Source organism: Ralstonia pickettii, assembly GCF_030582395.1.
Lineage (GTDB): Bacteria > Pseudomonadota > Gammaproteobacteria > Burkholderiales > Burkholderiaceae > Ralstonia > Ralstonia pickettii_D.
Map to the genome: position 1 here is coordinate 2,224,461 of NZ_CP104381.1, position 12,945 is coordinate 2,237,405.

The window sequence follows — 12,945 nt, forward strand, 5'->3', positions numbered from 1 at the left end:
AACAGACCCTAGGCCACCTGCCGATGGCGTCCTTTCCCAAATCGATCTTTTCGATGGTTGGGTTGTTCACTGCTTTCACCGTTATTGGGAGTGGGGATAATGTCCAATCTCAGCGCCGCACTGAACCTGGTGCCGTCTGAAACCCAGCTGCCCGTCTCTGCTTACTTCGACGAGGCGCTGTATCAAACTGAAATCGAACGTCTGTTCAAACATGGCCCCGGTTACGTCGGCCATGAGCTGATGGTTCCGGAAGTTGGCGACTACCACACGCTTGCCGCCGAGGCCGAAGGCCGCGTGCTGGTGCGCAATCCGAACGGCGTCGAACTGCTTTCCAACGTGTGCCGGCATCGGCAGGCCATCATGCTCAATGGGCGCGGCAATGCTCAGAACATCGTTTGCCCGCTGCATCGCTGGACGTACAACCTGCAGGGCGACCTGCTGGGCGCGCCGCACTTTGAGAAGCAACCGTGCGTGCATCTGTCGCGCTCGCCGCTGCAGAATTGGAACGGTCTGCTGTTCGAGGGCAAGCGTGACGTGCGCGAAGACCTCGCCCGCCTGGGCGTGGCGCGCGATCTCGACTTTTCCGGCTACATGCTTGATCACGTCGAGGTGCACGACTGCAACTACAACTGGAAGACCTTCATCGAGGTGTACCTCGAGGACTACCACGTCGTGCCCTTCCACCCTGGCCTCGGCCAGTTCGTCTCGTGCGATGACCTGGAGTGGGAATTCGGCGAGTGGCACAGCGTACAGACCGTTGGCATCCACGCCAATTTGCGCAAACCGGGCACACCGGCCTACCAGAAGTGGCACGAGGCCGTGCTGCGCTTCAACAACGGCGAGATGCCGAAGTACGGCGCGGTGTGGCTCACGTACTACCCGAACGTGATGGTCGAGTGGTATCCGAACGTGCTGGTGGTTTCGACGCTGCATCCGCTCGGCCCGACCAAGACGCGCAACGTGGTCGAGTTCTACTACCCGGAAGAGATCGTGCTGTTCGAGCGCGAATTCGTTGAAGCCGAACGCGCCGCCTATATGGAAACGTGCATCGAAGACGACGAGATCGCCGAGCGCATGGATGCGGGGCGCCTGGCCCTGCTCAAGCGCGGCACGAGCGAAGTCGGGCCGTACCAGTCGCCCATGGAGGACGGCATGCAGCACTTCCACGAATGGTATCGGCGCGTGATGAACTACTAAGCGACGGCTGAAGGTAGGCATCCGCCGCCTTCCGCGTCACAATAGGAACGGTGCAGCCTGCGGGCCGCACCGTTTTTTTTCGTCCTCCCCCTTGCCATGCCTGCCGACAACGCAACCGCTGCTCCGACTGCCATCCAGACGGCCGACAGTTCCTCCCGCCAATCGCTGTGGATGATCCTCGCTGCGTTCGCCTTCTCGGCGATGGGCGTGTGCGTGAAACTGGCCTCAGCGCACTACAGCACGGGTGAGATCGTCTTCTACCGCAGCGTAATCGGCATGACCGTGATGGGTGCCATCCTCGCCAAAACCGGCGCCGGCATCCGCACGCCCTACCTTACGGCGCATATCAAGCGCAGCGTGTTCGGGGTGACGTCGCTGCTGCTGTGGTTCACGTCGATCAGCCTGCTGCCGCTCGCCACAGCCATGACGCTGAACTACATGTCGCCGGTATGGATTGCGTTGATCATCGGCGCGGGTGCAGCCATGGCCGGTAAAGCCGCGGGCGCAGACAAGAAGATGGTGGCGGCGATCCTGATGTCGTTTGTCGGCGTGCTGTGTCTGCTGCAACCGAGCGTGGGAAGCGGGCCGTCCCAGCTCGCCGGCGGCATGGTCGGGCTGGTCTCCGGCGTGTTCACCGCGCTCGCCTATGTAGAGGTCCGCCAACTGGGCGATCTGGGGGAGAACGAGGCGCGCATCGTCTTCTACTTTTCGCTGGTGAGCGCAATTGCAGGCGGCGTGTGGATGCTGATCGGGGGGGCGCAGTCGCATACCTTGCATAGCGCGGGCCTGTTGCTGGCGGTCGGGCTTCTCGCAACGCTGGGCCAGACCGCCATGACGCGCGCCTACAAGCGCGGCAACACGCTGCTGACTGCGAACCTGCAGTACACCGGCATCGTCTTTGCGAGCGGCTGGGGTATGTTGCTGTGGAATGATCACCTGAATGCGCTGTCGTGGGCGGGCATGGCGCTCATCATCGGCAGCGGTATCGTGACCACCGTCATGCGCGCCCGCCAGTCGGGCACCGAGCATCCGACACCGCAGACCGCCGTGTCCGGCCCGGAAGCTGAAATTCACCCGGAAGTTTGATCGACCCTGGAGATTGCCGCCATGAGCGAACGCGCTCACTACGCCACCCTCATCACCGCGCCGCAACTGGCCACGCTGCAACAGAGCGCGCCTGAGGCGGTGGTCGTCATCGATTGCAGTTTCGACCTCGCCAACCCCGCCGCGGGGCGCGATGCGTATCACGCCAGCCATGTGCCCGGCGCGTTCTACATGCACCTCGACAACGAACTGTCGGGCCCCAAAACCGGCACCAACGGCCGCCACCCGCTGCCCGACGCAGAGGCGCTGGTCGCGCGCCTGCAGGCGCTAGGCGTGAACGACGACACGCAGGTCGTCGCGTATGACCGCCAGGGCAGCATGTACGCGGCGCGCCTGTGGTGGCTGCTGCGCTGGGTCGGTCACGCCGATGTGGCCGTACTCGATGGCGGCCTCCAAGCCTGGGAAGCCGCGCACTTTCCCGTCGACCAGGTCGTGCCCGAAGAACCGCAGCTCAACGCCACGCCCGGCAATATCACGCGCAAGCCCTCGCTCATGCAGATGGTGACGGCAGAGATCGTGCAGAAATACCTCGGCCACGCCGACAAGCCCGTCGTCGACGCCCGCGCCCCCGACCGCTACCGCGGTGAGAACGAGACGCTCGATCCGGTTGGCGGCCACATCCCTGGCGCGCGCAACCGTTTCTTCCGCGACAACCTGCAGGCCGACGGCACTTTCAAGCCGGCAGAACAACTGCGCGCCGACTTTACGGCCGTGCTGGCCGGCGCCCGACCGCAAGACGCGACGCTGCAATGCGGCTCTGGCGTGACCGCCTGCCACAACGCGCTGGCCATGGAGATCGCCGGCCTGACCGGCGCCGCGCTCTACGCCGGTTCATGGAGCGAGTGGTGCAGCGACCCCTCCCGCCCCGTGGCCACTGGGCCGAATCCGTAGCGTTGCGAATCTGACGAACAGTAAAAAGCCCGGCATCGACCGGGCTTTCTTTCTTGGGGAATGCGGCGCCTCAGTGCGCGTGACCGTGCAGACCTTCGGTCAGCAAAAAGATCATCGCGATGCCGGCAGCGATCAACGCGACCTGCACCGCCGATTCCTGCCAGCGCGGCCGGCGCTTCATCTGCGGCATCAGATCGCACACGGCGATGTAAATGAAGCTGCTGGACGCTACCACCAGCACATAAGGAATCCACGACGTCAGCCGATCCAGCAGGTAGTAGCCGAGCACCGCGCCTACCAGCGCGCAGAGGCTGCAGATGAGGTTGTAGACAAAGGCGCGCGTCTTGGAGAATCCGGCGTTGAGCAGCACCATGAAATCTCCGATCTCCTGTGGGATCTCGTGTGCGGCAATCGCCAGCGCCGTGACGATGCCAACCTTGGTGTCCGCCAGGAACGCGGCGGCAATGACGATGCCGTCGGAGAAGTTGTGCAGTCCATCGCCCACGAGGATCATCAGGCCGCTGCGGCCGGCTTCCTGCCGATCATGGCCGTGATGATGGCCGTGGCCATCACCCTCGTGATGGTGTGAATGACGGATCAGCGAGATCTTTTCCAGCAGGAAGAAACCCAGCAGCCCGGCCAACAAGGTGGCGAACAGGGCGTGCGTATTCGGCTCGATACCGCGATGCGCTTCGAACGCCTCCGGCAACGAATGCAGCAGCGACGTGGCCAGCAGCACGCCCACCGAAAAACTGACCATCCGATCGACCATGCGCGACAGCACCGTCAGCGACAGCACGGCGGCGCCCGCCATGCTGCCGATGCCCGACAGTGCGGTGGCGAGGAGAATGCCCAACAAGGTGGTATCGAAGGTCATGCGGACGTAACGCAGCGGAAGCCTATAAACGCAACAGAGTTGCAAGAAGGGCGAATTGTATGCCGCTTTATCAACCTTTGCCAGTGCAGACAAAAGAAAAAGGCCCCGGGCCGACTCCCCAGAGCCTTTCTCGTTGGGCGCGTCTCGCTGCTACACCACGCCGTGGTCCTTGAACCAGGCGAGGCACTTCTTCCAGCCATCTTCTGCGTCGGCCTTTATGTAGCTCGGGCGGTAATCGGCGTGAAATGCGTGGCCGGAATTTGGGTAGACGATGATGCGCGACGCGTGCGCCTTGGGGTTCTTGGATTTCTCCAACGCGGATTTCATCGTGTCGCGCACGTCTTCCGTGATCACGGTGTCCTTGGCCCCGTAGAGGCCCAGCACGGGCGCTTTCAGGTCGTCGACCAGGTCGACGGGCGAGACCGGTTGCAGCAGATTCGGATTGCCTTTCAGCGGCCCATACCACGCCACCGCCGCCCGGATGCCGGGATTGCGCTCCGCGGACAACCAGACCTGACGACCGCCCCAGCAGAAGCCGGTCATGCCGATACGCGCTGCATCGCCGCCGTTCTCCTTGGCCCAGGCGATCGTGGCGTCGATATCGCCCGCCACCTGCGAATCCGGCACCTTGGAGACCACGTTGGCGACGGTTTCCTGCACGGTTCCGTAAGCACGCGGATCTCCCTGGCGCACGAACAACTCCGGCGCGATCGCCAGGTAACCGAGCTTGGCAAAGCGCCGGCAAATATCGGCAATGTATTCGTGTACACCGAAGATTTCGCTGATGACGATCACCACCGGCAGCTTCGTCTTGCCCTCAGGCTGCGCGCGATACGCCGGCATCTTGAAATCGCCCACGGGCACGGTCACTTCGCCCGCCGTCAGGCCATTGAAATCGGTATGGACGGTCTGGGCAGACACCGGCAGCACCGCCGCCGCAAAGGCTGAGCCCAGCGCCGTCTTCATGAAGCCGCGACGGTCAAAGCTGCGGCCGGGTACCAGACTCTCCACTTCTGCATCAAGCTGCATCGCACTCTCCTCGCGCCCATGGGCGGTTACGGTGAACGAAGCGGCTAGTCTACCGAAGCAGATGCATTGTTGCCGAGCCAGACATCCGGCTCGGCCACGAGGACGGGCCTAGTGCAGCTTGACCCGCGGATTCGTCTTGCTGCGCAGCCAGTGCATGACCGTGTCGACCGACATGCGCACCCAGCCGTGCAGCGCCAGCACGTGCATCCGGTACAGCGATGTGTACATCAGACGTGCCATCAGGCCTTCGATGAACATCGAACCGCCGATCAGCCCGCCCATCAGGCTGCCGACCGCGCTGAAATGGCCAAGCGACACCAGCGAGCCAAGGTCCTTGAACGCGAACGGCTGGACTGGCTTGCCCTCCATGCGCTTGCGCAACGCATCGAACAGATAGGTGGCCTGCTGATGTGCCGCCTGCGCACGCGGAGGCACGCTGGACGACGCCTCGGGCCACGGGCAGCTCGCGCAATCGCCAAAGGCGTAGATCGAGTCGTCGCCCTCCACCTGCAGGGTGCGCGAGACGACCACCTGACCCAGCTTGTTCACCGGCAGCCCCAGCTCGCCCAGCACCGACGGCGCGCGGATCCCTGCGGCCCACACGGTCAGATCTGCCGGAATGGATTTGCCGCTCGCCGTGTTGACGGCGCTGGCCGTGACTTCCGTCACCCGTTCGCTGGTGATGACGTCCACGTCGAGCTTGTGCAGCAGTTCCGTGGTGGCTGCGGAAATACGCTCCTTGAGCACCGGCAAAATGCGCGGACCACCTTCGATCAGGTGGATGCGGATGTCGTGGCGCGGGTCCAGCTTGTGCAGGCCGTAAGCCGCCAGCACGTGCGCGGTGTTGCGCAGTTCGGCTGACAACTCCACGCCCGTGGCTCCCGCACCGACAATGGCGATGTCGACCTGCGGACGCGCATCGGCCACGCCGTTCTGCGCGCGCATGCATGCCGCGATGAGCTTGCGGCGAAAGCGCTCGGCCTGCCATGCGGTGTCGAGCGCGATGGCGTGCTCGGCCGTGCCCGGCACACCAAAGAAATGCGTCACGCTGCCGATGGACAGGACCAGCGTGTCGTACGAAATGGCACGCTCCGGCAGCACCTCGGTGCCGTCGGCATCGACGCATCCGGACACGATGATGGATTTGGCGACGCGATCGAGGCCATTCAGTTCGCCCTGCTGAAATTCGAAGCCGTGCCAGCGCGCCTGCGCAGCGTATTCGAGCTGATGCGTGTTCGGATCCATGCTGCCGGCAGCGACTTCATGCAGCAGTGGTTTCCAGATGTGTGTGGGATTGCGGTCGACCAGAATGACCTGGGCGGCACCGCGCTTGCCAAGCTTGTCGCCCAGGCGCGTCGCAAGCTCCAACCCGCCTGCGCCCCCCCCGACCACCACAATACGCCGCCCGCCCGCCCCGCCTGTGCCATCCGTCTGCCCTGCCATGTGCCTCTCCTGGAGCCGTTGAATCTTTTCGATCACGTGATCTGTCAGGTGCAGTCTGCTGCAACGCAAAATTCACCGCAACCCCGCACGCATGGATATGGCGAATCATGGCAACCGCATGCCCAGGCCCTGGCAGGCTGCCTCGGCAGGCAAAGTGGCGCGGAGCGTTGCTTCACGGCGCGGCTCTGGCGCGGCATGCGATCGCGTCAGTGTGCTTCTTCCCAGTTCGCGCCTACGCCGACTTCGGCCACCAGGGGTACGCGCAGCGTTGCGACACTGCACATCAACTCCGGCAGGCGCTCGCGCACCACTGCAAGCTCGTCCTGCGGGACTTCCAGTACCAATTCATCGTGCACCTGCATGACCAGGCGCGAGCGCATCGCTTCGGCTTCGAGCCACCCTTGCACTGCCAGCATCGACAGCTTGATCAGGTCAGCCGCCGTGCCCTGCATGGGCGCGTTAATGGCGGCGCGTTCTGCGGCCTGGCGGCGCGGGCCGTTGCCGCCGTTGATGTCCGGCAGCCACAGACGACGGCCGAAGACCGTCTCCACGTAGCCTTGCTCGCGCGCGCTCTGGCGGGTTTCTTCCATGTAGTTAGCGGCGCCGGGGTAGCGGGCGAAGTAACGGTCGATATAAAGCTTGGCGGCGTCTCGTCCAATGCCAAGGTTGCTGGCGAGTCCAAACGCGCTCATGCCGTAGATCAGACCGAAGTTGATGACCTTGGCCACGCGGCGCTGGTCCGGCGTCACCTCCAGCGGCGTCACGTTGAACACCTCGGCAGCCGTTGCGCGGTGTACGTCCTGGCCTTCACGGAACGCGCGCATCAGGCCTTCGTCCTGCGACAGATGCGCCATGATGCGCAGCTCGATCTGCGAGTAGTCCGCCGATACGATGACGCTGCCCTCCGGCGCGATGAATGCTTCGCGGATGCGCCTCCCTTCTTCCGTACGCACCGGAATGTTCTGCAGGTTCGGATCGGTGGAGGCCAGACGCCCCGTCACCGCCGTCGCCTGACCGTAGGTGGTGTGGACCCGCCCGGTGCGCGGGTTGACCATTTTCGGCAGCTTGTCGGTGTAGGTCGACTTCAGCTTGGCCAGGCCCCGGTAGTCGAGCAGCAGCTTCGGCAGCGGATAGTCTTCGGCCAGCTTCTGCAGCACCTCTTCGTCGGTCGACGGCGCACCACTTGCGGTCTTCTTGATGACCGGCAGCTTCATCTGGTTGAAGAAGATGTCGCCGATCTGCTTGGGCGAACCGAGGTTGAACGGCTGACCGGCAAGCTTGTGCGCCTCGGCTTCCAGCTCGATCAGACGCAAGCCCAGTTCGTTGCTCTGCTTGGCCAGCCGGTCAGCATCGATCAGCACGCCGTTGCGCTCCATCTTCTGCAGCACGATGGAGGTCGGCATTTCGATCTGCTCGTAGACGTAGCGCAGCTTGTCGTCTTCGGCCACCTTGGGGAATAACGTGCGATGCAGGCGCAGCGTGATATCGGCGTCCTCTGCCGCGTATTCGGTCGCGCGATCGAGCGGCACCTCGTCAAAGCCGATCTGCGATGCGCCCTTGCCGCACACGGCCTCGTAAGTGATCGTCTTCAAATGCAGCACGCGCTCGGCCAGTGCGTCCATGCCGTGATTGCGGTGAGACTCCAGCACATACGATTCGAGCATCGTGTCGTGCTCGATGCCGCGCAGCGCGATGTCGTGGTTGGCAAACACATGCGCGTCATACTTCAGGTGCTGGCCGACCTTCTTGCGTGATTCGTCTTCGAGCCACAGCTTCATGCGCGCGAGCACCGTGTCGCGCGGGAGTTGCGCCGCTGCATCGAGCCCGGCCACATCCGGCCCGCGATGCGCCACCGGAATGTAGCAAGCCTCGCCCGGCTTGACCGACAGCGAAATGCCCACCAACTGCGCGAGCATCGGGTCAATGGACGTCGTCTCGGTATCGATGCAGACGAGATCCACTTCGTCCAGGCGTTGCATCCACGATTCAAGCTGCGCCTCGGTCGTCACCGTCTCGTACTTGATCTCATCGGGCGGCGCTTCCACATCGAACAGATTGGCCTGTGCTTGCAGTTGTGCCGCCTCGCCGGCGTAATTCTTCACGGGCGTTGCAGCCTTGCGTGCGGCACCCACGCTGCGCGTATCGGGCAGCGCCTCGCCAGAGGCCTCGCGCAGCCACGTCTTGAAACCATAGCGAGAGAAGAAATCGACGAGCTTGGATTTGTCTTCGCCGCCGTCGATCAGTGCATCGAATGTCGGCACTTCTTTGCTGAGGTCGCAGTCGAGCTTCACAGTCAGCAGTTCGCGACCCTTTGGCAGCCACTCGAGCGTGTTGCGCAGGTTCTCGCCCACCACGCCCTTGATCTCGCCTGCACGCGCGATGACGTTGTCGAGCGAGCCAAATTCAGTCAGCCATTTCACCGCGGTCTTCGGGCCCACCTTGGGCACCCCCGGCACGTTGTCCACGGTGTCGCCAATCAGAGAGAGATAGTCGACGATGCGCTCCGGCGGCACGCCGAACTTGGCTTGCACGCCGGCCGGGTCGAGCGTTTCGTTGGTCATGGTGTTGACCAGGGTCACGTGGTCATTCACCAGTTGGGCGAGGTCCTTATCACCCGTTGAGACGATGGTCCGAACGCCTTCGCGAGCAGCCCGTTCAGCCAGGGTGCCGATCACATCGTCGGCCTCGACACCTTCGATCACCAGAATCGGCCAACCCAATGCCCGCACGGCTTCGTGGATGGGTTCGATCTGCGCGCGCAGGTCGTCCGGCATGGGCGCGCGGTGCTCCTTGTAGGCCGGATAGAGGTCGTCGCGAAAGGTCTTGCCTTTGGCGTCGAAAATGCAAGCGCTATACTTGGCCGGATAGTCGTTGCGCAGTTTGCGCAGCATGTTCACGATGCCGTAGATGGCCCCCGTAGGAAACCCTTCTCCGTTTCGCAAGTCGGGCAGTGCGTGATAGGCACGGTACAGATAACTCGAGCCATCGACGAGCAACAGCGTTTCTTGACTTTCCGACATTCCCATGGACTCTAAAGTGACTGGAACGCCAAAAGGCGTTTCCGATAATGGCGCTTCCGCAGAAGGCGGCGTGGCAAAGCAGGCTGCTGGCGCTTCCTCGGCCGAGGTGTCGGCGGCTGAACTGACCGGGGTAAGCCCCTCGCGCCAGGCCACCACGGCCGACATGGACGTCAACGTGACAGTGGGCGTTGAACATGAGCCCAAAGCAGACGTGTCACATGGCCGTACCGATCGCAAGATGATCCCCAGCCTGCGGGCACTCGCCGACGAAGAACGCGCTACCGCAAAGAAAGCGCGCGCCTCCTGGCAGATGTTCACGATTATGGCAGAGTTCATCGAGGCAACCGAGTACCTCTCGGAGATCCGACCGGCCGTCTCCATCTACGGCAGCGCGCGTCTGCGCGAGGATTCGCCGTACTACGAACGCACCATCGAAATCGCCCGGCTGTTCTCGGATGCGGGCTTCGCCGTCATCTCCGGTGGTGGCCCCGGCATCATGGAAGCGGCCAACAAAGGCGCGCACGCTGGCAAGTCGGCAAGCGTCGGCCTGAACATCGAACTGCCGCACGAACAGCAGGGCAATCGATACCAGGACATTTCGATGCGCTTCCGCCATTTCTTCACGCGCAAGGTCACTTTCGTGAAGAATTCGGACGCGTTCATCGTCATGCCTGGTGGTTTCGGCACGCTCGATGAACTGGCTGAAGTGCTCACGCTCGTCCAGACGGGCAAATCGCGCAGTGTGCCGGTGATCATGTTCGGCAGCCACTTCTGGAAGGGTCTGCTGGACTGGTTCCGCTTTACGTTGCTGCCGATGGGTCTGATCGCCGAGCACGACCTCGACATCATGCGCATCGTCGACGAACCCAAGGATGCGCTTGATGCCGTCTACGAGTTCTACGAAAAGCGCGAAGGCACCTCGCCGATTCCGCCCAAGGAAGAGATGTTCTATCTGTAACCTCGGGTGTGACATTCGGCGCCACATGAACGGACGATGGCGAGAGGCCGGACTGCTAGAATGTAGGGTCACAGATCACCCGCCGGAGTCCATGATGGATTCGCTGCTTCACCCGTCCGCCGCCGTCCCCTCCGGGTTTGCCAATGCCGCGCGCCTGATGCGCCACGCTGGGCTGCTGGCAGGGGCCGCTTTCTGCCTCGGCCTCGCCCTGCCCGCGCATGCCGAGGTGACTTCCGACAGCGCCGGTCTGGACCTGCCCGACGTCAAGGCCATCAACAATCAGCCGATTTCCAAGCCGACGCACGGCGCGATCCACAACGAGCGCGTCAAGCCGAGCTTCGACTACCGCGACAACGACGGTACGCAGGTCGAGGAATACCGCTTCCAGAAGGGCCAGGCGCCGGACATCCATGTCAAGTCCGGCATGGGCACGTCCTACAACCTCAGCAAACCTGAAGACAGCTCGCCGCGTATCCGCGAGCGCGGCGATATTGACCGCGTTCCCTCGGTCAACGTCCTGAAGTTTTAACCGGTGCCGCAATCGCGGCATCTGCTGCCCGGCCCCTTGGTGGGCCGGCTGCCCTTCCCTCCACCCGTTTCCCGTTCCTGAAGCATGGCTGTTTTCACCCCGGTCTCCGACGCCGAGATCGCTCTCTGGCTGGATCAATACGATGTGGGCGCCGTGCGCGCATTTCGCGGCATCCCCTCCGGGATCGAAAACTCCAATTTCTTCCTGACCACGGAAAAGGACGGGCAGACGCACGAATACGTGGTCACGCTGTTCGAGCGGCTGACGCTCAAGCAACTGCCGTTCTACCTGTATCTGATGCAGCATCTGGCGCAGCACGACATCAGCGTGCCTGCACCGATTGCCGGCCGCGACGGCGAAATCCTGCGCACGCTCAACGGCAAGCCGGCGACCATCGTCACGCGTCTGGCGGGCCGCTCGAACCTGGCGCCCACGGTGTCGGAGTGCAGCATCGTGGGCGACATGCTCGCCCGCATGCATCTGGCCGGACGCGACTATCCGCGCCATCAGCCAAATCTGCGCAGCCTCCCGTGGTGGAACGAAGTCGTGCCCGATGTCGCTCCGTTCGTGCACGGCGACACGCGCGCGCTGCTCGAAAGCGAACTCGCGCACCAGCAACGTTTCTTCGCCAGCGCCGACTACGCTACGCTGCCCGAAGGTCCGTGCCACTGCGACCTCTTTCGCGACAACGTGCTGTTCGAGCCGGCCACCGCCGGCCAACCGGAACGGCTCGGCGGCTTCTTCGATTTTTACTTTGCCGGTGTCGACAAGTGGCTCTTCGACGTGGCCGTCACCGTCAACGACTGGTGCATCGACCTGGCTACAGGCGTGCTGGATGCCGAGCGGGCACATGCGATGCTCAGCGCGTATCACGCTGTACGCCCGTTTACCGATACGGAAGCGCGGCACTGGCAAGACATGCTGCGTGCCGCGGCGTACCGCTTCTGGGTCTCTCGCCTGTGGGATTTCTATCTCCCGCGCGATGCCGAACTGCTCAAGCCGCATGACCCCACCCACTTCGAGCGCGTGCTGCGCGCGCGGGTTGGCGCGAGTGGCCTGACTCTGGATCTTCCCCAACCATGCAACTGATTGAAGTACCGGCCAAGCAAGGCTACGTCTGGCTGCGCCAGGGTGCGTGGCTGTTTCGTAAGAACCCGATCGGGTTCTTGCTGCTGCTGTTCATCTACCTGTTTGCGGTCAACCTGCTGATGCTGCTGGTGCCGCCGATTGGTGTGTTCGCCATCCTGCTCGTGAATCCAGCCATCTTCGTGGGCTTCATGTCGGCCTGCCGCGATACGGTGGCGGGCAAGCGCGTCGGGCCCGCGTCGCTCATTGCAGGCTTTCGTGCATATGGCAAGGATGCGATGCGCGCCCTGCTCAAGCTTGGCGGCATCTACGGCGTGCTGGTGCTGGTGGTCAGCGGCGTGCTGATGACCATGGTGGATGTCGACACGCTGATGACCGTGGTCACCGACAAGCCGCTCACAACGGACGCGATCCGCGAGTTCTACCTCGCCATGGTGATGGGCTCGGTGCTGTATATCCCCGTGGCGGTGCTGTTCTGGTTTGCGCCGTTGCTGGTGGCATGGCACGGCATTCCGGTGGGCAAGGCGCTGTTCTTCAGCTGGATGGCCGTGTGGCGCAATCGCGCTGCGTTCATCGCGTACGGCGTCTTGGTAGCAATCCTGCTGATCGCGGTGCCGCTGTTCATCGATGCGCTGTTCGCGTCGAGCGGTGCCAACAACATCGCGCCCATCATTGCCACGCCATACCGGATTCTGGTGATGGCGGTGCTGTACTGCTCGTTCTATGCCACCTACCGCGGCTGCTTCAACGTCACGCAAGCCGCCGGCCAGACGACGGACACGACGGCCTGATCGGCCCGACGACCCGATCG

Annotated in this window: 11 protein-coding genes; 7 read left to right on the forward strand and 4 right to left on the reverse strand. The window is 63.2% G+C overall.

All coding sequences use genetic code 11. From position 1 onward, the window contains the following. The first annotated feature begins 99 nt into the window (after positions 1-99). The 3 genes from N5B55_RS10845 (at position 100) to N5B55_RS10855 (ending at position 3,192) form a co-directional block, all read left to right on the forward strand. Positions 100-1,197 (forward strand): aromatic ring-hydroxylating oxygenase subunit alpha, encoded by a 1,098-nt coding sequence (locus tag N5B55_RS10845; protein ID WP_012762436.1) that lies wholly within the window; start codon positions 100-102, stop codon positions 1,195-1,197. A gap of 96 nt (positions 1,198-1,293) precedes the next feature. Continuing rightward, a complete protein-coding gene (locus tag N5B55_RS10850; RefSeq protein WP_116575374.1) occupies positions 1,294-2,283 on the forward strand; it encodes a DMT family transporter in 990 nt (329 codons plus the stop codon). 21 nt (positions 2,284-2,304) lie between these two features. Beyond that, positions 2,305-3,192, forward strand: coding sequence for a sulfurtransferase (locus N5B55_RS10855; protein ID WP_304538174.1), 888 nt, complete (start codon positions 2,305-2,307; stop codon positions 3,190-3,192). Between the two features lie 70 nt (positions 3,193-3,262). Here the strand turns inward: N5B55_RS10855 and N5B55_RS10860 are convergent, their stop codons facing one another. The 4 genes from N5B55_RS10860 to polA form a co-directional block, all read right to left on the reverse strand. Continuing rightward, positions 3,263-4,069, reverse strand: coding sequence for a ZIP family metal transporter (locus N5B55_RS10860; protein ID WP_012762439.1), 807 nt, complete (start codon positions 4,067-4,069; stop codon positions 3,263-3,265). Between the two features lie 150 nt (positions 4,070-4,219). Further along, positions 4,220-5,098: a dienelactone hydrolase family protein gene (locus N5B55_RS10865; protein ID WP_304538175.1), complete on the reverse strand. Its 879-nt coding sequence runs from the start codon at positions 5,096-5,098 to the stop codon at positions 4,220-4,222. Positions 5,099-5,206: 108 nt separating this feature from the next. Then, the gene (locus N5B55_RS10870) at positions 5,207-6,541 is read right to left on the reverse strand and encodes an NAD(P)/FAD-dependent oxidoreductase (RefSeq protein ID WP_304538176.1); all 1,335 of its coding nucleotides are present in this window, start codon (positions 6,539-6,541) and stop codon (positions 5,207-5,209) included. 206 nt (positions 6,542-6,747) lie between these two features. After that, on the reverse strand, positions 6,748-9,561 hold the full coding sequence (polA, locus tag N5B55_RS10875; protein ID WP_304538177.1) for a DNA polymerase I: 2,814 nt from the start codon (positions 9,559-9,561) through the stop codon (positions 6,748-6,750). Positions 9,562-9,565: 4 nt separating this feature from the next. Here polA and N5B55_RS10880 point away from each other — a divergent pair, with 4 nt between their 5' ends. The 4 genes from N5B55_RS10880 (at position 9,566) to N5B55_RS10895 (ending at position 12,925) form a co-directional block, all read left to right on the forward strand. Further along, positions 9,566-10,519: a TIGR00730 family Rossman fold protein gene (locus N5B55_RS10880; protein WP_102066520.1), complete on the forward strand. Its 954-nt coding sequence runs from the start codon at positions 9,566-9,568 to the stop codon at positions 10,517-10,519. 94 nt (positions 10,520-10,613) lie between these two features. Beyond that, positions 10,614-11,048 carry a hypothetical protein gene (locus tag N5B55_RS10885; RefSeq protein WP_065859838.1) on the forward strand — a complete coding sequence of 145 codons (435 nt, stop codon included), beginning with the start codon at positions 10,614-10,616 and terminating at the stop codon, positions 11,046-11,048. Positions 11,049-11,132: 84 nt separating this feature from the next. Further along, positions 11,133-12,137, forward strand: coding sequence for a homoserine kinase (locus N5B55_RS10890; protein WP_304538178.1), 1,005 nt, complete (start codon positions 11,133-11,135; stop codon positions 12,135-12,137). Beyond that, on the forward strand, positions 12,128-12,925 hold the full coding sequence (locus N5B55_RS10895; RefSeq protein ID WP_027680892.1) for a BPSS1780 family membrane protein: 798 nt from the start codon (positions 12,128-12,130) through the stop codon (positions 12,923-12,925). Before N5B55_RS10890 ends, N5B55_RS10895 begins: the two co-directional genes overlap by 10 nt. Positions 12,926-12,945: the final 20 nt, after the last annotated feature.

What these genes read in the sequence shown, in the direction of transcription:
- N5B55_RS10860 (WP_012762439.1), bottom strand. Translation starts at nt 4,069, where the DNA reads ATGACCTTCGATACCACCTTGTTGGGCATTCTCCTCGCCACCGCACTG.
- polA (WP_304538177.1), bottom strand. Translation starts at nt 9,561, where the DNA reads ATGTCGGAAAGTCAAGAAACGCTGTTGCTCGTCGATGGCTCGAGTTAT.
- N5B55_RS10845 (WP_012762436.1), top strand. Translation starts at nt 100, where the DNA reads ATGTCCAATCTCAGCGCCGCACTGAACCTGGTGCCGTCTGAAACCCAG.
- N5B55_RS10885 (WP_065859838.1), top strand. Translation starts at nt 10,614, where the DNA reads ATGGATTCGCTGCTTCACCCGTCCGCCGCCGTCCCCTCCGGGTTTGCC.
- N5B55_RS10890 (WP_304538178.1), top strand. Translation starts at nt 11,133, where the DNA reads ATGGCTGTTTTCACCCCGGTCTCCGACGCCGAGATCGCTCTCTGGCTG.
- N5B55_RS10855 (WP_304538174.1), top strand. Translation starts at nt 2,305, where the DNA reads ATGAGCGAACGCGCTCACTACGCCACCCTCATCACCGCGCCGCAACTG.
- N5B55_RS10880 (WP_102066520.1), top strand. Translation starts at nt 9,566, where the DNA reads ATGGACTCTAAAGTGACTGGAACGCCAAAAGGCGTTTCCGATAATGGC.
- N5B55_RS10870 (WP_304538176.1), bottom strand. Translation starts at nt 6,541, where the DNA reads ATGGCAGGGCAGACGGATGGCACAGGCGGGGCGGGCGGGCGGCGTATT.
- N5B55_RS10865 (WP_304538175.1), bottom strand. Translation starts at nt 5,098, where the DNA reads ATGCAGCTTGATGCAGAAGTGGAGAGTCTGGTACCCGGCCGCAGCTTT.
- N5B55_RS10895 (WP_027680892.1), top strand. Translation starts at nt 12,128, where the DNA reads ATGCAACTGATTGAAGTACCGGCCAAGCAAGGCTACGTCTGGCTGCGC.
- N5B55_RS10850 (WP_116575374.1), top strand. Translation starts at nt 1,294, where the DNA reads ATGCCTGCCGACAACGCAACCGCTGCTCCGACTGCCATCCAGACGGCC.